Source organism: Microcoleus sp. Pol11C3 (assembly GCF_036701485.1).
GTDB lineage: Bacteria > Cyanobacteriota > Cyanobacteriia > Cyanobacteriales > Microcoleaceae > Microcoleus.
On the sequence record NZ_JAUBQW010000004.1, the window covers coordinates 37,090 to 54,813 of the forward strand.

At 45.9% G+C, this 17,724-nt stretch carries 15 protein-coding genes and 1 pseudogene; 8 read left to right on the forward strand and 8 right to left on the reverse strand.

The window, feature by feature from the left end; genetic code table 11:
* Positions 1 to 61 precede the first annotated feature (61 nt).
* On the reverse strand, positions 62 to 967 hold the full coding sequence (locus QUA40_RS02260; protein WP_333121434.1) for an alpha/beta hydrolase: 906 nt from the start codon (positions 965 to 967) through the stop codon (positions 62 to 64).
* 529 nt (positions 968 to 1,496) lie between these two features.
* On the opposite strand from QUA40_RS02260, the gene QUA40_RS02265 reads away from it, so the two are divergent.
* Positions 1,497 to 2,111, forward strand: coding sequence for a hypothetical protein (locus QUA40_RS02265; RefSeq protein WP_333121436.1), 615 nt, complete (start codon positions 1,497 to 1,499; stop codon positions 2,109 to 2,111).
* Here the strand turns inward: QUA40_RS02265 and QUA40_RS02270 are convergent.
* A complete protein-coding gene (locus QUA40_RS02270) occupies positions 2,079 to 3,038 on the reverse strand; it encodes a hypothetical protein (protein WP_333121438.1) in 960 nt (319 codons plus the stop codon). The genes QUA40_RS02265 and QUA40_RS02270 overlap by 33 nt on opposite strands.
* A 407-nt stretch (positions 3,039 to 3,445) precedes the next feature.
* Between QUA40_RS02270 and QUA40_RS02275 the strand changes: the two genes are divergently transcribed.
* The 4 genes from QUA40_RS02275 to QUA40_RS02290 all read left to right on the forward strand — a co-directional run bounded on the left by QUA40_RS02275 (position 3,446) and on the right by QUA40_RS02290 (position 7,805).
* On the forward strand, positions 3,446 to 3,622 hold the full coding sequence (locus QUA40_RS02275; protein WP_333121440.1) for a hypothetical protein: 177 nt from the start codon (positions 3,446 to 3,448) through the stop codon (positions 3,620 to 3,622).
* A 638-nt stretch (positions 3,623 to 4,260) separates the two neighbouring features.
* Entirely contained in the window at positions 4,261 to 5,169 is a 909-nt protein-coding gene (locus QUA40_RS02280) for an MBL fold metallo-hydrolase (protein ID WP_333121556.1), read from the forward strand.
* Between the two features lie 348 nt (positions 5,170 to 5,517).
* Positions 5,518 to 6,732 carry a bifunctional riboflavin kinase/FAD synthetase gene (locus QUA40_RS02285; protein ID WP_333121442.1) on the forward strand — a complete coding sequence of 405 codons (1,215 nt, stop codon included), beginning with the start codon at positions 5,518 to 5,520 and terminating at the stop codon, positions 6,730 to 6,732.
* Between the two features lie 164 nt (positions 6,733 to 6,896).
* Positions 6,897 to 7,805, forward strand: coding sequence for a MoxR family ATPase (locus QUA40_RS02290; RefSeq protein WP_333121444.1), 909 nt, complete (start codon positions 6,897 to 6,899; stop codon positions 7,803 to 7,805).
* Positions 7,806 to 8,207: 402 nt separating this feature from the next.
* Here QUA40_RS02290 and QUA40_RS02295 read toward each other — a convergent pair whose 3' ends face one another.
* The 3 genes from QUA40_RS02295 to QUA40_RS02305 form a co-directional block, all read right to left on the reverse strand.
* Complete coding sequence (locus QUA40_RS02295) at positions 8,208 to 9,407, reverse strand: glycosyltransferase (protein ID WP_333121446.1); 1,200 nt, start codon at positions 9,405 to 9,407, stop codon at positions 8,208 to 8,210.
* A gap of 28 nt (positions 9,408 to 9,435) precedes the next feature.
* Positions 9,436 to 9,594: a hypothetical protein gene (locus tag QUA40_RS02300; protein WP_333121449.1), complete on the reverse strand. Its 159-nt coding sequence runs from the start codon at positions 9,592 to 9,594 to the stop codon at positions 9,436 to 9,438.
* 205 nt (positions 9,595 to 9,799) lie between these two features.
* Entirely contained in the window at positions 9,800 to 10,006 is a 207-nt protein-coding gene (locus tag QUA40_RS02305; protein WP_333121451.1) for a hypothetical protein, read from the reverse strand.
* Between the two features lie 114 nt (positions 10,007 to 10,120).
* On the opposite strand from QUA40_RS02305, the gene QUA40_RS02310 reads away from it, so the two are divergent.
* Positions 10,121 to 10,447 carry an MgPME-cyclase complex family protein gene (locus QUA40_RS02310; protein ID WP_333121453.1) on the forward strand — a complete coding sequence of 109 codons (327 nt, stop codon included), beginning with the start codon at positions 10,121 to 10,123 and terminating at the stop codon, positions 10,445 to 10,447.
* Positions 10,444 to 11,181, forward strand: coding sequence for a hypothetical protein (locus tag QUA40_RS02315; protein WP_333121456.1), 738 nt, complete (start codon positions 10,444 to 10,446; stop codon positions 11,179 to 11,181). The genes QUA40_RS02310 and QUA40_RS02315 overlap by 4 nt, the downstream gene beginning before the upstream one ends.
* 84 nt (positions 11,182 to 11,265) lie before the next feature.
* On the opposite strand, the gene QUA40_RS02320 is transcribed toward QUA40_RS02315, so the two are convergent.
* The 3 genes and pseudogenes from QUA40_RS02320 to QUA40_RS02335 all read right to left on the reverse strand — a co-directional run bounded on the left by QUA40_RS02320 (position 11,266) and on the right by QUA40_RS02335 (position 15,317).
* Positions 11,266 to 13,371 carry a tetratricopeptide repeat protein gene (locus tag QUA40_RS02320; RefSeq protein ID WP_333121457.1) on the reverse strand — a complete coding sequence of 702 codons (2,106 nt, stop codon included), beginning with the start codon at positions 13,369 to 13,371 and terminating at the stop codon, positions 11,266 to 11,268.
* Positions 13,372 to 13,389: 18 nt separating this feature from the next.
* Positions 13,390 to 14,321: pseudogene (locus QUA40_RS28910) on the reverse strand (Rpn family recombination-promoting nuclease/putative transposase).
* Between the two features lie 60 nt (positions 14,322 to 14,381).
* Positions 14,382 to 15,317 carry an NAD-dependent epimerase/dehydratase family protein gene (locus QUA40_RS02335; protein WP_333121463.1) on the reverse strand — a complete coding sequence of 312 codons (936 nt, stop codon included), beginning with the start codon at positions 15,315 to 15,317 and terminating at the stop codon, positions 14,382 to 14,384.
* Between the two features lie 263 nt (positions 15,318 to 15,580).
* Between QUA40_RS02335 and dnaG the strand changes: the two genes are divergently transcribed.
* Positions 15,581 to 17,599 carry a DNA primase gene (gene dnaG / locus QUA40_RS02340; protein ID WP_333121465.1) on the forward strand — a complete coding sequence of 673 codons (2,019 nt, stop codon included), beginning with the start codon at positions 15,581 to 15,583 and terminating at the stop codon, positions 17,597 to 17,599.
* Positions 17,600 to 17,724 lie beyond the last annotated feature (125 nt).

Consider the following 17,724-nt stretch of genomic DNA (forward strand, 5'->3'; position numbering starts at 1 on the left):
CCTGGAACCTCTATCCGTGACATCCGTTTGCATCCGTTAAAAAATCCGTTTCCGAACTTGTTCACCCTTCCGAAAGCAACTTTAAATATTGCCGAATTAAGCCAATCGTAACAGCGGGAATTTCTAACTGCGGAGTCAAACCTACGTTTTCCAGAGGTTGAAAAACTTTGATTGCTTCGGGGTTGAGGTTTGCCAACCGCTGGCCGATATCGGGCCCGGTAAACTGCGATTTTTCTCCCCAAATAATCGCTGTAGGCGTTGTTAGCTGAGTGATGTACAGTGACAAATCAAAGCACAAATCTCCCCGCACAAAAGACAGGGCGGCATATTCTGCATTTGGTTCCAAAGCAGATTGGAGGTAAGCATCTACAATTTCTTGGTAAACGCGACGGGACTCGGCAAATTGGCGTTGTTCTAGGAAGCTACGGATGCCACCGTCTGTGGCGATTCCGGTACTGTAGAGCAAGCGATCTAAAATCGGCGTGTTGACTAGCTTAGCGAAGAAACTGGTGCCGTAATCTTGTCCGAAATCCGACAAACCGCTGGGTATGGTCAAAATCAGGGATTTGAAAAGATCCGGCCGTGCGATCGCAGCTCGAATCGCGATCGCCCCTGTTAGCGAAGAAGCAATCACATCTGTCGCACTGCCGCAAGTTTTTTCTAGAAATTCAATCAAAGTTGTGATATAATCTTCAACTTGATAATTTCTCTGCGGATGTTCCGATCGCCCCCAACCGATTAAATCAGGTGCTAAAATTCGATATTCTGCCGCAAAAGCCGGATAAACTTTCGACCATTCGTAGGCACTCGACCCGCCACCAAAACCGTGAAAAAATACTAAGTTTGGTTGATTTTCCGAAGTTGAGGTCGGCAACCCCATCCAAGGCATTTTTTCAGCAGTGTAGTAAACCATTCTGCCGAGAGAAGTAACTATTGATCGCTGACCGAAGCCGAGGGGTACAAGCATAAACTAACCTCAATCGCTGTTATATTTTAGATTCTTTTGAGCCGCCCCGTCTTTGTTTAAAAAACTTGCAAAGCTGGTGGCGTTTTTGTAAAGATTGAGTAATGATTTAAATCTATTTTAGTACAGGTGAAGCGTGAAACTACAGACAGCAAGTAAGTTTTGCGATTTGGGCAATTCGGCTGTGTAGTTATCCTTACCCTTGCAAACTACCGCCGATCGGAGATAATAGCAAAATGATGGGTAAGACCCCTCAACCAAATAGAGTCTGTTCGCCAACCCCGAAAGCAGGCGCTCGGAAAGGAGGACTATTACAACTCGCTTTCAGGCAGGCGGCAGGTTGGCCGACGCTGGCCAATCACAAATCATTAATCACGATATTTTGCGGAGCAGTGGCTTTTGAGGTCGAAAGTCTTTGTTGGAGGGCGGGCAATGGGGTTTCGATTCCTAATTGCAGGTTTGGCAATCACTGGACTCGCCGTTATCAATTCCAAAACAGAAGAAACAACTAATCTCAGGGAGGTCTACCAAAATGCAACTGCTCAGAAAACGGGATCGCGAGGGTTTTATGGTTGATGCAAAAAGTCTTCAATCTGACGGGTTGGCAGAATTTGACACAGCCTGTCGAAGCATGGATTTAAACGGCAAAAAGTCTGTTGTCGCCACTCCAGAACGCTCAGGCGCAGGGTCCGAGGTGCGATCGCGCGCCACAGTACCTGCGATCGTCCGCGTAGCTTTAGAAGATTTGAAATGCTTTGAAGTAGTAGAACATCAGTTTGCACATTGGGGGGTTAATTTTACCAATGCCGTCGCCATCCAACCTTCAAACCCAGCCTTTTTCACGGTTTCTGGGGCAACAGTGTTAATGGGGGCCCCCAAAAGCGGACTGATAGAAGTAACTTTTAAGTATCCAGTTCGCTGGGTGTCGGGACTTGTCACCAGTTCGCGACGAACTGTTTTATCTGCTTGTGACATTGACGGCAACCCAATTGTTCAGGATGAAATGCCGGCGCCCAATCTGGTCGGGTCTAATTCTCCGATCGCCCCTAGGGCTCCCCTGCGCGTAAAAGCTCGGAATATTCATAAAATTACTTTTTACGCTTTTGACGGTCAGCTAATAGTCGATGACTTGATGTTTGGATTTTAAAGCCATGCCATAAGTAGCATCCCAAGTCTGCAAACCTTCGAGAAGGGCATTGCGGACTAAAGCTTCTGGTTCCCGACTCAGCATCAGGCGAAAGCACTCGGCAGCGCGGGAACGGGCCATCCTCTTCGAGGGCTTCGCTAACGAACTTTTGACAGATCTCACAGGGCCAAACCCACCCTGATTCACCAAATCGGTCATTTGCCGCACTGCAATTAAACGCTTCACGGGGTCAGCATCAGTCAAATCCGCCAAGATGCGATCGAGCGCCACTTCATCTTCATCTTTTGCGGCCCCCAGACTCAACCCTTGCCGCAGCAACAGCCCTGCAATCGCGATCGTCCCCAAATTCTGCAAAATCAGGCTCAAAGCCATCCAGTGGCTCTCGGAGTCCGCCCAAACCCCCAAACTCATGTAAGCCCCCAAAGTAGCAATCCCGCCCGTACCCACGGCTAAAACAAATCGGCGGTTCGGGCCCTCCCAAAATTGCTCGCCTTTTGATCGCAGCAATTGCCAGTCCCAGGACTGCCCTCGGTAAACCAGCATCATCGCTGCTATCCCCAAGCCTGTGGAAAACAGTAACTCACTGTTCCACCACCCCCAAACTGCTGCCAGGGTGACAACTGCCAGCCAACCTTTCGATCGAGTCAAACTCTCTAGCAGCCACTTGAGAAACGCAGTAGAAACCACAGGCGATCGGGCCCACTCGCTTTTGCCATCTGCCCTCCGACGCCTTGTTTCGGCAGTCCGGCCTGTCGCTGTTGGGGTTCCCGGCGGGCGATCGTCCGAACTAAATGCCCTCAAAGCTTGGCTATCAGTTATTTCTAAAGACAGGTCGCTCAAGGGGAGATTACCGAGTTCCAAAGTGCGATCGGACACTTTCACAGGCGATCTATTCAGCTTGGTTGTAGTTTTTTTAACTTGATTCATACTAACTTTTTGAAAAAATAACTTAAAGTTATCCAGGCTTTTTTAGCACTGATTTAGATTCTCGTTAAACAAGAGTCTTAGACTCTATGATACCCTAAATTCACACCCGTGACGAGTACCGCAACTGCGCTAAATTCCGAGAAATCCTTACCAAAAATATAGCAATCCTCGCATCATTTGTGAATTTCTTACTCCCGAGCGAGATCGCGGCGAGGGTTGGGGTGGGGTAAAAGATTTACGACTCCTGCAAGGATTGCTATAGAGCTATTGAAGATATTTAAGAAAAGCACGACTGGTTAACAGCGAATATTTTTGCATCACTCTTGAGACAGAAGGTCGATCGGAGTTAACCTGATGGCAAAAAAACGAATTTTTTTAATTTCAGTCAGATAATATGTGAATTTTGAGTGATTCAATTTGTCCGCCAAGAAATGCACGACGAAAAATTAGCCTTTTCCCCCCAGGCCCGGACTCTCGCTGCTACCCCGGTGTCAGATGAGGCTGGGTTCAGCTTGACCGCTAAGCGGGACGAACCGTCGCCTCTGGGCGAGCCGAGAATCCAGACAGTATTGGTTGATAATTAATAGCAGAAGCCTTCTTAAACTGCTAAGATTTTTGAATTAATGGGAATTGAGTTAATTAAACCGGGTTCTGGTAAAAAGGAGTTCCTGATGCTCATGGGCAGGGGTTAAATGGCGGGAGCATCTCAAGTCGGGTAAATTAACCGTCATTCTTGTAAAGGCGCCTTTAGGCCCGATCGGCAATATCAGCCAGATATCGGCGTAAAACAGCCCGGCCACCTGCATATTATGGTCGATCGACCGGACTAGATAGCAGGAAGGCCCTCATCCAGGTTCAAACCCGTAAAGCAGCAAGGCAAGCAACCGACCGCGCGATCATGTTCGGCAAGTGCGGAGGCTGGAAAAACACCGGATTGTGATCAAACTCATACAGAACTTCGGCCCCAAAGTGTGTCTGGGGAGGTTAGGCTAGTGAAGAGAGGAAAAGAATAGTTACGATCGAGACTTGATTAGTCTACCTTGTAATTTATTGCTCAGTTGTCAAGCCCAACAGTTTTGGATTCTCGCGATGAGCGAGACTCTTGGCACTTCCAAAAAGTGGGGAACTCGACCGTCAAAGAACTTGGGTTTGATGGTAAAGCCCTTACCAGTATGTAAACACCTTACCGATGGCTCGCCGGAACAATCTTGCAGGAAAACCCATATCTAGTATGCAAAATCAATTCACGGTTCACTTCTGGGGCGTTAGAGGTAGCATAGCGTCTCCCGGGGCAGAAACAGTACGTTACGGGGGTAACACGCCCTGTATAGAAATGCGAGTGGGTGACAGTCGCCTAATTTTCGATGGCGGTACTGGATTGCGGGTTTTGGGACAAACTCTCCTGTCCCAGATGCCCGTAGAAGCTCATATGTTTTTTACTCACTCTCACTGGGATCACATTCAAGGATTCCCATTTTTTGTCCCAGCTTTTATTAAGGGAAATTGTTTTCATATCTATGGGGCAGTTGCTCCTTCTCCTAATAATGCTACTATCCAGCAGCGGCTCCACGACCAAATGCTCCACCCAAATTTTCCGGTGCCCCTGCAAATTATGGGGGCAGACCTGAAATTTAACGATATAGAAGTGGGCCAACCGCTGGAAATCGGAGATATTAAGGTGGAAACTGCTTTGTTGAACCATCCCGGGGAAGCTGTAGGCTACCGCGTCAACTGGCGGGGGTATTCGGCTGCTTACGTGACTGATACCGAACATTTGCCCGATCGTTTGGACGAAAATGTGCTGTATTTGGCCCGCGATGCTGAGGTGCTGATCTACGACGCTACTTATACTGATGAGGAGTATTATTCGGAGAAGAGTAGCAAGGTCGGCTGGGGACATTCGACTTGGCAGGAAGCGGTGAAGGTGGCAAAAGCTGCTAATGTCAAAAAGTTGGTGATTTTTCACCACGACCCGCTGCACAATGATGAGTTTTTAGACAGGGTGGGAGAACAAGTGGCTCAAAGGTTCCCGAATAGTTTGATGGCGCGGGAAGGTTTGTCGTTACAGTTGCTGCCTCCTGATCACCATTTGTCTGAAGTATCGGTGCAAGCGCCTAAAGTCCATGTCTGATGGATTTGAGGGCGTTGCTTAATCAGGGTATGAAAAAAAACAGTTGAAAATCCAGAAGCTTTGTGGATACTGGTTTCTATGACTTGCATATTTAGCATTTCATACCGTAAATCAGCAACGCCGATTTGAGATGGCCAGATGGTTCTGAAATCTTGAGCTCGGAAATCTCAACTTTAAGTTAGGGCTGACCTCAAAGACGGATACAAGCCCCCGACTGCTGTCGTGGAAAACAAAAAAGTTTAGACCAAAGTTCAATGTCCCAGATTGTATCTGTGGAGTCAATCTAAAATCTAAAATCTAAAATCGACTGGCGATCGCAATCTGGCTAAGTATGTCAAAATTTTAAGCGTGTGGGTAACTTCTTCTTGTACCGCTGCTCTGACTCCAACTTCTGTTGCCTTGGGAAACTTTGATGGTTTGCACCTAGGGCATCGACAAGTCGTGCAGCCAATTTTAAATCTATCGCTTGAGCAAAATTCTGCGACGGTTTTTGCGTCGGGGCAAAACTTGCGCTCCAACGCTGGCAAAGATCAAAATTGGGAAACAGAACATCCGGCGACCTGCGAAAATGACTCAGCAGCACCGCCGGATAGAGCCGACAGCCGCCATAATTTCGAGGGTTTGATAGGCCCCAGGGCACAGGGCAACAGCCTCTCTGGTCGCCATTCTGATGGGGTCGATCGACTTTACAGCACTGTGGTGACATTCGATCCGCACCCGCAAGAATTCTTTACGGGTCAACCGAAAAAACTGCTAACACCTCTGGCAGAAAAGGTAGAATTCCTCGCAGCAATGGGCGTCGAGCAACTTGTGCTGCTGCCGTTTGATCGAGAATTGGCGGCTTTGACTGCTTGTGAGTTTGTCGAGGAAATTTTGGTGCGGCAACTAAAAGCGAGTCGAATTAGTGTGGGCGTTGATTTTCGGTTTGGACGGGGACGCGCTGGGACGGCTGTGGATTTGCAGTCGATCGCCTCCGGTTACGGTATTGATGTTGCTCTTATACCCCTGCACAATTGCGGTGAGGGCGATCGGATCAGCAGTTCTGCAATCCGCGAAGGTCTGGCATCCGGCGACCTCCCAAGAGCGAATCAGTTGCTGGGGCGACCTTACAGTTTAGTCGGGACTGTGGTTGGCGGACAGCGGCTGGGCAGGACGATCGGATTTCCTACCGCCAATATCGAACTGCCGCCGGAAAAATTTTTGCCACGTTTTGGCGTGTACGCGGTGCGAGTCTCGCTGAAGCATGGAGGGGAAAAGATGAAAGAGGAAAGTTCTTCCTATAATTGGGAAAATCCCAAATCTTTAATCCCCGGCAAAGCATCAGACTTATCTTTTGTCAATGGGGTGATGAATGTTGGCTGCCGCCCGACGGTAGATGGCCAGCAACCCACTGTGGAAGTTCACCTGTTAGATTGGTCTGGGGATTTGTACGGTCAAACCTTGAGCGCGAGTTTAGTAGAGTTTTTGCGACCCGAACAAAAATTCGCTTCTCTGGATGCTCTCAAAACTCAAATTCAGGCAGATTGTGATATTGCTAGAAGCCTCTTAACTGCTAAAGTCTAATAATTATGTGATCTAGAACAGCGTCATAGGTTTAAAAAGGGTGCAAGATGAGTCAGACTAAATTCTAGTTCTACAAATACGAAGTCCGCAAGGATAAGACTCAAGATTTTCGAAATCTTGATATCTTTTCCACAATTAGCAATTAGCAATTAGCAATCAGGGATATGAGACAACATATTGAGCGGCTCAAACAAAATCTAGGCAAGACTATTGTTGGCAAAGCTGATGCTATTCGCTTGGTGCTGGTAGCGGTGCTTTCGGGCGGACACGCGCTGCTGGAAGACGTGCCGGGTGTGGGAAAAACTCTGCTGGCGAAGTCTTTGGCGCGATCGATCGATGGCAAGTTTCAGCGGATTCAGTGCACTCCCGATTTGTTACCGACGGATATCACGGGTACTAATATTTGGAATCCGCGCAGCGGAGAGTTTGAGTTTTTGCCCGGGCCTGTTTTTGCTAATGTTCTGCTTGCCGATGAAATTAATCGAGCGACGCCGCGAACTCAGTCAGCTTTGCTGGAGGTGATGGAAGAAAAGCAGGTGACAGTAGATGGAGTTTCTCGGAATGTTCCGGCGCCGTTTTTTGTGATTGCGACTCAGAACCCGATCGAATATCAAGGCACTTTTCCGCTACCGGAAGCTCAGATGGATCGGTTTACTTTATCTTTGACTTTGGGGTATCCCGCTGCGTTGGAAGAGTTGCAAATGTTAGAACGGCTTTCTGATAGTTTTGCTGTTGAAGATTTGCAGCCTTGTATTTCTTTGGAAGAAGTGCAGGAATTGCGCCGTTTGTGCGCTGCTGTGAAGGTGGAAGGTTCTTTGAAACAGTATATTGTAGATTTGGTGCGATCGACGCGGGAAGATGAGGAGATTACTCTGGGGGTGAGTCCCCGAGGTGCGGTGGCTTTGCACCGGGCGTCCCAGGCTTTGGCGTTTATTTCCGGGCGGGATTTTGCTACCCCGGATGATGTGAAGGATTTGGCGCCGCACGTACTGTCTCACCGATTGATTCCGGCGGGGGGAAGGAGGGCTAAGACGATTGTTGACAAGTTGTTGCGGTCTGTTCCTATTCCTTAAAAAGTTTGTAAGTAGGTTGTTCTAATTAAAGGAACAGGCAAGATGCCTGTTCCACCAAGAATGAATTTTTTTGTGGAACAGGCATCTTGCCTGCCCTTGAAAGACTTATTAATAATTGTGCAAGATGTCATATCCAATCTGGTAGCATCGGAATTATAAAATCTAGTCAACAGCGATGCCCTGAGCGAAGCCGAAGGGTCAACAATCGCGGACGCTGCAACAGGAATAGATATAATTCATCTGCGTTAATCTGTGTTTATCTGCCTGTATCTGCGGTTAAAAAAAGATAATTTCTCGGGTCGCAGATGAGAATGGATTCACGCAGATCAAGAGAAGAGATATATGAAGAATTCCCATGCTAACAGATTTGATGTCAGTTAATCAATAGGTTTTGCACCATTCTCAAGCACTCTCAAACAGCGCCACTAATTTTTTTGCCTCTAAATCAACATTGTGTTGTTGAGCAACCCGTTCTGCTCCTGTTTTCCCCATTTGTTCTAGCTTTTCTAAAGGTGCTTCCAATACTGCGCGCATCGCTACCGCTAATGCTTCTGCGGAACCGGGAGGAACTAACCAACCGCAAACACCGGGTTCTACAAGCTCCGGGATGCCAGCAACATAAGTGCTAATTACGGGCCGATTGAGAGCGAGGGCTTCCATAATTACGACGGGCAAACCTTCAGCAAAACTCGGCAATACCATTGCCCGTGAAGCTAAAATCTCTTGCTGAACTCGATCGCCACTGGCCCAGCCGGTAATTTCTATATGATTTTGCAGGCCGAGTTGCAGTATCTGCTTTTCAATATCCGATCGCAGCGGCCCGTCTCCTACCAGTACCAACTTAAACTCTAAGCCTTGAACTGCTAGCAAGTTAGCAGCTTCTAGCAATAACAAATGACCTTTTTGTTCGCTGAGCCGCCCAACGCAAGCTAAGCGGGGTGCTGCAGGTATGGGGACGTAGGGTGCAGCTAAAAATGCAGCATCTACGCCGCAGTGTATGACGTGAATTTTTGACCAAAAAGTGCGATCGCACCACCGAAAAAGCTGACTTTTACCGAAAGAACTAACTGCTGCTACAAAGGTCGATCGTTTAATTTTTTCGTCTAAGGAAAGAAGTGTTGCTTTATCGAATTCTTCAGGGCCGTGAACGGTGAAACTGTAAGTCGGGCCGCCAAGAACGCGGCACAACATTGCGACTGTTGTGGAATTTGTCCCGAAGTGAGCGTGAACGTGTGCTGTACCCGATTCGGCAAACCAATTTAAAAGAATGCAAGCTTCTGCTAAATAAGCTAGATGCAGCAAAATCCCCCGTTCCGAGTGCCAGCCAACTTTGAACATTAACCGCACAGCTTCGATGAATCGAATGGGTCTAGTTGCGGCAACGCGGAGTAAACCCCACGCTAACCCCTGTACACCAACTCCTAGGATTACTTTAGTCAATTCTTGCTCTAGTTTGTCGGCCCCGTCTACGAGTTCTGATTCGCAGGATCGGATCGAAAAACGTGCGACTTTCATGCCGCAATTTTCAACGGCTAGAACTTCTCTGCGGACAAAGCTGTGGCTAACTTTGGGATATTGGTTGACTAGATAAGCGATGTTCATGAACGGGGATAAAATTTTATGGTAAAACTTAGATTAGTTTAGCCTTTGGCGGCACTACGCGGGCAACAAATTTAGCTGATTTGTTGAGATTATTGGAGCATGGGTGGAGGGCGATCGCTTTTGGTGGGATGGGGGAAGTGGCAGCGGGGCGATCGCTATTCCGGCGGGAGGAAATCAATCCACACATTTTACATTTTTAATACAATAGCCAGGACAGTTTTTAGGTAGTAGTTACAAACCCTTGATTTTCACGCAGGCAGCTCGATCGCCCAATCGTCATGAAAGCTTTATTTTAAGGTTGGCAATCAAAAACTGTCTGAAGTATTTTCATATGCAAACCACTCCCAATCAGGTTTAACAGCCCCCAGATTCCCTCAATAATTGGTAATTATTCAACGTGCAATTCCATCTAATTTCCTATTGTCACCTAAATTTTCCCGAAAATCACCAGCCCGAAAAATAACCGCCCAAATCCCCAAACAACCAGCAACTCTCGCAACTCTCACAACTCCCCCAACTCTCACCACCAAAAATTTTTCTGAGGCGACTTGCTCTGCATCTACCCAAGATGACAGCAAATAAGGTAAAGTAAACGGCACAAGAGTCTAGAACTCTCCAACGACCGCAACTCGGCAAACCCGCCCCTGACCAGCAAAACTGGTCGGTACAGGCGGCATTAACCGCTAACCGTCAACCTCTAACAACCGAGAAAAATGCAAACCTACTACTACGTTTTAGCCAGCCAACGCTTTTTGCTAGAAGAAGAAGCCCTAGATGAAGTGTTTAAAGAAAGAACTCGCAACTACAACGAACAAGAAAAACAAATAGACTTCTGGTTGGTCAAACAGCCCGCTTTCCTAGAAGCACCGACAATGGCAGAAGTTAAAGCAAAATGCCCTCAGCCATCCGCCGCTATTATTTCTACCGATCCTGTCTTCATCACTTGGTTGAAACTGCGATTAGAATATGTACTGACAGGTGAATTTCAAGCACCATCACCAACTATTCCCGATGCCCTTGCATCCCTACAGACAGCATGAAAAAAGTAGCCAAAAATTCGACAGAAAAACTAACAACAATTAGGGGTAAATTGTACAAATATATTTTGTCTCTCCCCCTATTTTCTGCTACTTCGATAGCCATTTTTGCCTTGACAATTTTATCGAGTTCTGTTAAAGCTGAGTCGAGCTGCCAACCGCCCCAGTCCGATGAATATTTACTGTTAATTGTCACCCCAACACCCGAACAGCAAGAAAGAGCAAAACGCTCTTTTCCTGGAAATACTAATAACACAGTTTGTCGGTACATCAACGACACGGTGACGCGAGTTGGTGGCTTTCGCGACTCGCAAATCGCCAGCGATTGGGTTAAATACATCGAAGATGTTGTCGGATTGCAAGCTTACGTAGTACGATCGCCCGCAGCGGCGCTACCCCAAAATTTGCCCGTCTACAACCCTCAGCCAGCACCAGGTTCTGAACCAATCACCAATCCTTCAACAGGCAATCTTGCCTTCAATCCCCAACCCCTGGGCCCTGGTTATGCAGTGTTAGTAGATTACTTCAACCAACCGGAATTAGCCGCCCAAGTCAGGCAAGCATTAGGCACGCAAGTAGGCTTAGCTTCCTACGGCCAGCGTCCCTTTTTATTCGTCGCTTATACAACGGATCAAAACGCCGCTACTGCAGCGGTAAAAGCATTGAGCGATCGAGGTTTTTGGCCGATGTTAGTAGACAGCCGCCGAGTTACCGTAATTTCTCCCGCTGTTCGCTAAAAGATAACCTACCCCCACGATCGTTCGGATATTGAAATCGCTACTACACAAATTCTCGTCCTAGCAGAGGGGGACTAATAACAATTATTGTTGTTGTTGTTGTTGTTGGGATTCTAGCGGGCTTCTTCCTAGCTGACTTTCTGCCCGCTTTTTTGCTTCAATTGCAGCGGAGTAATCCGGTTTGTAGCGAATTGCTTTGTCATAGGAGGCGATCGCATCTTCGTATCTTTTTACCGCCACAAGTGCATTACCGCGACTATACCAGGCTTCGGAGTAATCTTGCTTAACATAAAGGGCTTCATTGTAAGAGACGATCGCATCTTCGTACCGCTTTAAATTGTACTGAGCATTGCCTCTATTGTACCACGCTTGATATTCTTTCGGGTTTAAATCTAAGGCTCTGCTGTAACACTCAATTGCTTGTTCGTACCTACGCAATTCGTGGTAAGACCAACCTAAATTGTACCATGCTTGATAATAATCCGGTTTTAATTTAACAGCTTTTTCGTAAGCTTCTACCGCTTCTTCATGTCGGCGCATTTTTAGCAAAGCGATGCCTTCACTGTACCAGGCTTGATAAAAATTTGGCTGAAACCGCACGGCTTTTTCGTAGGCTTCAAAAGCTTCTTGGTTTTTGTTTAATTCGAGGAAAACATTGCCTAAATTGTACCAAGCTTCATAATTATCAAATTTAATTTCAACTGCTTTTTGATAGGATTCTACGGCTCGATCGTACTGTTTTAATTTTTGGTAAGCTTGTCCTCGATTGTACCAGGCACGGTACAAATTAGGCTGAAATTGTACGGCTTTTTCGTAGGAGGCGATCGCTTCTTCGTACCGCTGCGAATCTAATAAAACATCGCCTCTGCCTTCCCACGCTGCCGCATAGTCGGGCTGGATTTTCAAAGCGTTATCAAAAGATGCGATCGCCTCTTGAGACTGTTGCAACTTCTCCAAAGCATAACCGCGTCCCGTCCAAGCTTCCAAGTATTCCGGCTTTAATTCTATGGCTCTATCGTAAGCTGACTGCGATTCTTGGTATTTTTTCAATTCGTACAAAGTTTTGGCTTTTTCCTGCCAAACTTCCGCATAATCCGGTCTGAGAGTTATTGCTCGCTCGTAAGCTGCCAGAGCTTCTTCAAATCGACTTAAATTGTAAAGAGTATTGCCTCGGTTGTACAAGTCAGTTGCATTGGCCGAATTAAAACTATTTACACCATAAATAGATGCTATAATACTGATGCCAATTAAACTGGTCATCGCCCCGATTTTAAAATACAGTTTTTTTCGCGGTTTATGCGGCTTATTCGCAGCAGCAACCCGAGGCAATACAGGAACTGTACCGCTGAAAGAATTTTTCAATTCTTTAATAGCTTGCAGCGTTTCGCCTGCACTAGAATAACGTTGCCGAAAATCGTACTTTACCATGTTATCTAAAATCTTCGCAAATTCAGGACTGACTGATGTTTTGTCCTGCCAAATAATTTCCTCTGTATCGGGATTTTTTGGCATTTGGTGAGGATTTATGCCAGTGAGGAACTGAATTGCGATCGCACCGGCAGCATAGATATCGCTGCTGAGTTTAGGGTTGCCGTGAGATTGTTCGCTGGGCATATAACCGGGAGTACCGATGCTGACACTCAAGCTATTCTTTGGCTGAGGATTGGTAATTTGAGTAGTAATTTCTTTGACTGCACCGAAGTCAATTAAAACTAATTTTCCGTCTCTATCTCTGCGGAGGATATTGCGGGGATTGACATCGCGGTGAATCACATTTTGCTGGTGTACAAAGTCTAAAATTTCGAGAAGTTCCTGCAATATACAAATGACTTGATCTTCCTGCATAACTCCCGCATTTCCATGGGAAGCGGGTATAATTTCTTCACTTAAATCGTGACCTTCTATAAATTCTTGAACGAGATAAAACTCTTGATTCTCTTCAAAAAAAGCAAAAAGTCTGGGAATGCGATCGTGATTTCCCAACTTGTACAAAACTTGTGCTTCAGTATCAAATAAACGTCTTGCTACCTGTAGAGTTTCCGGATCAGTTGCTTGAGGTTTAAGCTGCTTGACGACGCAGAGGTGATTGCCTGGTAGCTGCTTATCTTCCGCTAAATAAGTTTGAGCAAATCCGCCGCCTCCCAAGTGACGGATAATACTGTAGCGATTGCCGAGTGTTATTCCAAGCATGAGATTTACCTAATATTCCTAGTCTTTTGGAGAATTAGCTTCCAACCAAGCTGTTAAATCTTCGGCATTAGAAAAATCTAACATGGCTTCTGCAAGATTCTCTAATTTATCGATCGGCAATTGGCGAATGCGGCTTTCAATATCCGGGTTTATTGGACCTAAACGGCGACTCAGCAAACGCATAATTAACCCTACTTGTCCTTCTTGTCTGCCTTCTTGTCTGCCTTCTTCCCTGCCTTCTTCCCCACCTAAAGCCACTGAACCCTCTTGATCTTGAGCAAAAAACTCTTGCTGTTGTAATATGTTAAATTCCTCCTGTGTCAAACTAACTTGATTGGCAATTTCAAAAGCTTTCTGAATTTCCGGGACTGTGACCATTGTTTGAGGTACTTCATCCAAAGTGCCAGTAGTTTTAATAAAGTAAATCCACTTGTCCGTAAGAGTTTCCAGTCGATCCAATTCTTTCTTAAATTTGGGCAACTCTACAAATACTAACTCAATGTCATTTTGTAGATAATCAGACAAGCGACTTCTTTCTTTGAAGACAAAATGCGAAATCACATTTTGCTCGCGCGAAACATTTCAAAATCAGTGATAGTCAAAGCAATTACAGGTCGCAATTGCTTGTATAGTTCTCCCCTTGTTAATTGTAGTGCATAGGTTTTTGCTGCATTGTACAAAACTCGCTTGCCAAATGCCTGTACCTTCAAAACTTGCATTTCAATAATCACAAATGTGCCGTCATTAAGTAGCGCTTTGACATCTAAGTAACTGTTTTTAACTCCGGCTATTTGAGGGCCAAGATAAGGGTCAAGGATTTCTAAGCTTTCAATGATGGATCTGCCTTCATAGAGTATGGCATTCAAAAAACTAATCAGAATGTCGGTACTCTGGGCAGAGCCAAATATTTTTTTGAATGCAAAATCAATTTTGGGATTGATAAATCTCATGTTATTTTTCTCCTTAGACATTGGTATGGTGCGCGCTGCACACCATACTTTAATTTTACTTTAAACGGCTTTCAAAATTTCATCATCGACTGAAAAATCTATCTCAGCTTTGTCCCGTCCCGAAACTACATAATCATTCTGAAAAGAATCTTTCAATCCAGAAACTAAGTCAAATTCTGGCTGCCAGTTAAGCTCGGTAACAGCTTTATTAACTGAAGCGAAAAAGTGCTGCAATCGCATCGGAAAAGCTTTCTTTTTGCCGAAGTCAAATTGTTTCGGATCGTAGTGTACAATCTTAATAGCATCCGGGGATTTGCCTGCTGCTTGAATGCAGGCGCGGGCTAAACCGTCAAAGGTGACAAATCGATCGCCCGAAACGTTGTAAATTTGCCCGATCGCCCTTTCGTTGCCCAAAACCGCCGCCATTGCTTTAGCCAAATCCTGACAGTGCCCCAACTGCGTGAAGTGCATTCCGTTACCGGGAATCGGAATCGGTCGATCGCGCGCAATGCGATCGAAAAACCAAGCCTCCAAATCGTTATAATTTTGGGGGCCGTAAATGTAAGTCGGGCGAATCGAAGTCCAAGGCAAACCGGACTCAGCCAAGTAATTTTCGGTTTCGCATTTACCCAAATGCCGGCTTTTAGGATCGGTAGCATCCCCTTCGATATGAGGCATTTGATCCGACTTCAAATAAACCCCCGCAGAGCTCATGTAAACAAAGTGCTGCACCCGCCCTTTAAATATTTCAGCTAAAGGCTTTGTATCGCTGAGTTCGCGGCCGTTGTTGTCAAAAACGGCGTCAAACTCGGTCGCCGATAACTTTTCTTTCAGTTGTTCCACATTTGTGCGATCGCCCTGAATCTGTTTTACGCCCGCAACCGGTACCGGCTTGTTGCCCCGGTTAAACAACACCACTTCATGCCCTTGTGCTGCTAAAATCTTAGTAAGATAAACCCCGATAAACCGAGTACCGCCCATCATTAAAATTCGCATTATTTTCGATGCTCTTTACAGTTAGTGTAAATATCTTACAATAAAGTTATGCCCTAGCTTTATTCAAATAGGAGTTACGCATAAATACCAGAGCACTGAGCGTAGCCGAAGTCTTGACCTGTATCAAAGACTTAAATCCAGTATTTTCGTAAAAAACCCGGTTTCTGCCGACCGGACGATCGAATTGTGCGATACTTCGACTACGCTCTGTTACCGTCGCTCAAACAAAATAAACATAATTTCAATTTGCCTAAAATAGCCCTATGCAAGTTCCCCGGCTGCATCCAGAAACAATCGAAGAAGTCAAACAAAGAGCCGACATAGTAGACGTTATTTCCGGTCGCGTCGTGTTGCGAAAACGCGGTAAAGAATTTGTAGGTTTGTGTCCTTTTCACGACGAAAAATCTCCCAGCTTTACAGTCAGCCCAGCCAAACAAATGTACTATTGTTTCGGCTGCGGTGCAGGCGGCAATGCTTTTAAATTCCTCATGGAATTGGAGAAACGCCCTTTCAGCGAAGTAGTATTAGAATTAGCTAAAAATTATCAAGTTCCCGTCAAAACTGTCGAACCCGAACACCGACAAGAATTGCAGCGGCAAATTTCTCTGCGCGAACAACTCTATGAAATCTCAGCACTAACAGCCAACTTTTACGAACACGCTTTGCGGCAAACCCAAGGAGAAGAACCCTTAGCATATCTCAAATCAGAGCGTAAGCTTAGCGAAGAAACTATCCAACAATTTCACTTAGGTTATGCACCCCAAGGTTGGGAAGCACTTTACAGTTATTTAGTAGAACAGAAAAACTATCCGGCGCAATTAGTCGAACAAGCTGGATTAATTGTACCACGCAAATCTGGAGGCAGCGGCTATTACGATCGCTTCCGCAATCGCATTATGATTCCCATTCGCGACACCCAAGGCAGAGTCATCGGTTTCGGCGGCAGAGCTCTTGGCGACGAACAGCCGAAATACCTCAATTCTCCCGAAACAGAACTCTTTGATAAAGGCAAGACTTTATTTGCCTTAGATACGGCGAAAACAGCCATTAGCAAAGCCGATCGCGCAGTGGTGGTAGAGGGGTACTTTGATGCGATCGCACTTCAAGCAGCCGGCATCTCCAACGCCGTCGCTTCCCTCGGCACAGCCCTCAGTTTAAACCAAGTGCGGCAGTTATTGCGCTACACTGACTCCAAACAAATTATCCTCAACTTCGACGCCGACAAAGCAGGAACTCAAGCAGCAGAACGCGCGATTGGAGAAATAGAAAAACTCGCTTATCAAGGAGAAGTGCAACTGCGGGTGCTCAACATTCCCGACGGCAAAGATGCCGACGAATATCTCAAAACATACTCCCCAGAACAATATCGAGAATTGCTCGAAAATGCTCCGCTTTGGATCGACTGGCAACTGCAACAAATGCTCGTAAATCAAGATTTGAAGCAAGCAGATACTTCCCAGCAAGTTACAAAAAAAATTATTAAATTATTAACCAATATCACTGACGACAATCAGCTAGCACATTACCTGCAAAAGTGCGCCGAAATTCTCAGCAAAGGAGATTTTCGCCTCACCAAAATGCTAGCCGAAAACTTGCTAAATCAAGTAGGCAGCGATTGGGCAAAGCGGCAGAGTCAAGACGAATCATTGACAATGCCCCTGTTAATTAGAAACAAGCTGAAGCCGAACAAACAATATAAAAAGCAGCGGGCAACTGGCGAAAACAAAAACTCAAAATCCAGCTTATCTGCCGTAGCCCGCAGTCTTTTAGAAGAAGCCGAAGCGCAATTATTGCAGATTTATTTGCATTGTCCCGAATACCGCCAAGATGTCATAGAAGCAATAGAAGCTAGAGACGTGCAGTTTAGCCTCTCTCACCACAGATTCTTGTGGCATCAGATTGTGAATGCAGAAATATTGCACAAAATGTCTTTACAAGTAGCGCCTTCAGAGTTAATATTGAAATTGCAAGATAGCTTTATTGAATATCCCAATCAACTCAATCAAATCTCGCATTTATTTCACTTAAACGAGTTCTCAGAAAGAAACGTTTATCGCGCACCTCTAGTAATTAGATCTGCCCTCGCCTGTATCGAGCAAATTATCAGCATGAAGCGCCGCCGGATTGCACTCAATATGTGGGAAAAAGCCAAGGCCGCTAGCAGTGGCGAAGAGGCTCTAGAATATCACCAACTCTTCTGCGCCGAACAAGAATGGCTCAAGGAATTAGAACGGCTGCGTCAAGTTAATTTTTATGATTTAACATCCGTGCCTTGGGGCTAATAGGATTTGAGTTGAGTTTGTAGGGTTCAATCGGTGCGGTGGGCATGGAACTCTACAAACTCAACGGATGCGGTGTGCATGGAACCCTACGAAGAGAGGTTATGCGTCCACGAATGTCATGGCAA

Bases quoted from the DNA above. Each gene is read 5' to 3' on its own strand.
- QUA40_RS02260 (WP_333121434.1), bottom strand. From the start codon at position 967: ATGCTTGTACCCCTCGGCTTCGGTCAGCGATCAATAGTTACTTCTCTC.
- QUA40_RS02265 (WP_333121436.1), top strand. From the start codon at position 1,497: ATGCAACTGCTCAGAAAACGGGATCGCGAGGGTTTTATGGTTGATGCA.
- QUA40_RS02270 (WP_333121438.1), bottom strand. From the start codon at position 3,038: ATGAATCAAGTTAAAAAAACTACAACCAAGCTGAATAGATCGCCTGTG.
- QUA40_RS02290 (WP_333121444.1), top strand. From the start codon at position 6,897: ATGAGACAACATATTGAGCGGCTCAAACAAAATCTAGGCAAGACTATT.
- QUA40_RS02295 (WP_333121446.1), bottom strand. From the start codon at position 9,407: ATGAACATCGCTTATCTAGTCAACCAATATCCCAAAGTTAGCCACAGC.
- QUA40_RS02300 (WP_333121449.1), bottom strand. From the start codon at position 9,594: ATGTGTGGATTGATTTCCTCCCGCCGGAATAGCGATCGCCCCGCTGCC.
- QUA40_RS02310 (WP_333121453.1), top strand. From the start codon at position 10,121: ATGCAAACCTACTACTACGTTTTAGCCAGCCAACGCTTTTTGCTAGAA.
- QUA40_RS02315 (WP_333121456.1), top strand. From the start codon at position 10,444: ATGAAAAAAGTAGCCAAAAATTCGACAGAAAAACTAACAACAATTAGG.
- QUA40_RS02320 (WP_333121457.1), bottom strand. From the start codon at position 13,371: ATGCTTGGAATAACACTCGGCAATCGCTACAGTATTATCCGTCACTTG.
- QUA40_RS02335 (WP_333121463.1), bottom strand. From the start codon at position 15,317: ATGCGAATTTTAATGATGGGCGGTACTCGGTTTATCGGGGTTTATCTT.
- dnaG (WP_333121465.1), top strand. From the start codon at position 15,581: ATGCAAGTTCCCCGGCTGCATCCAGAAACAATCGAAGAAGTCAAACAA.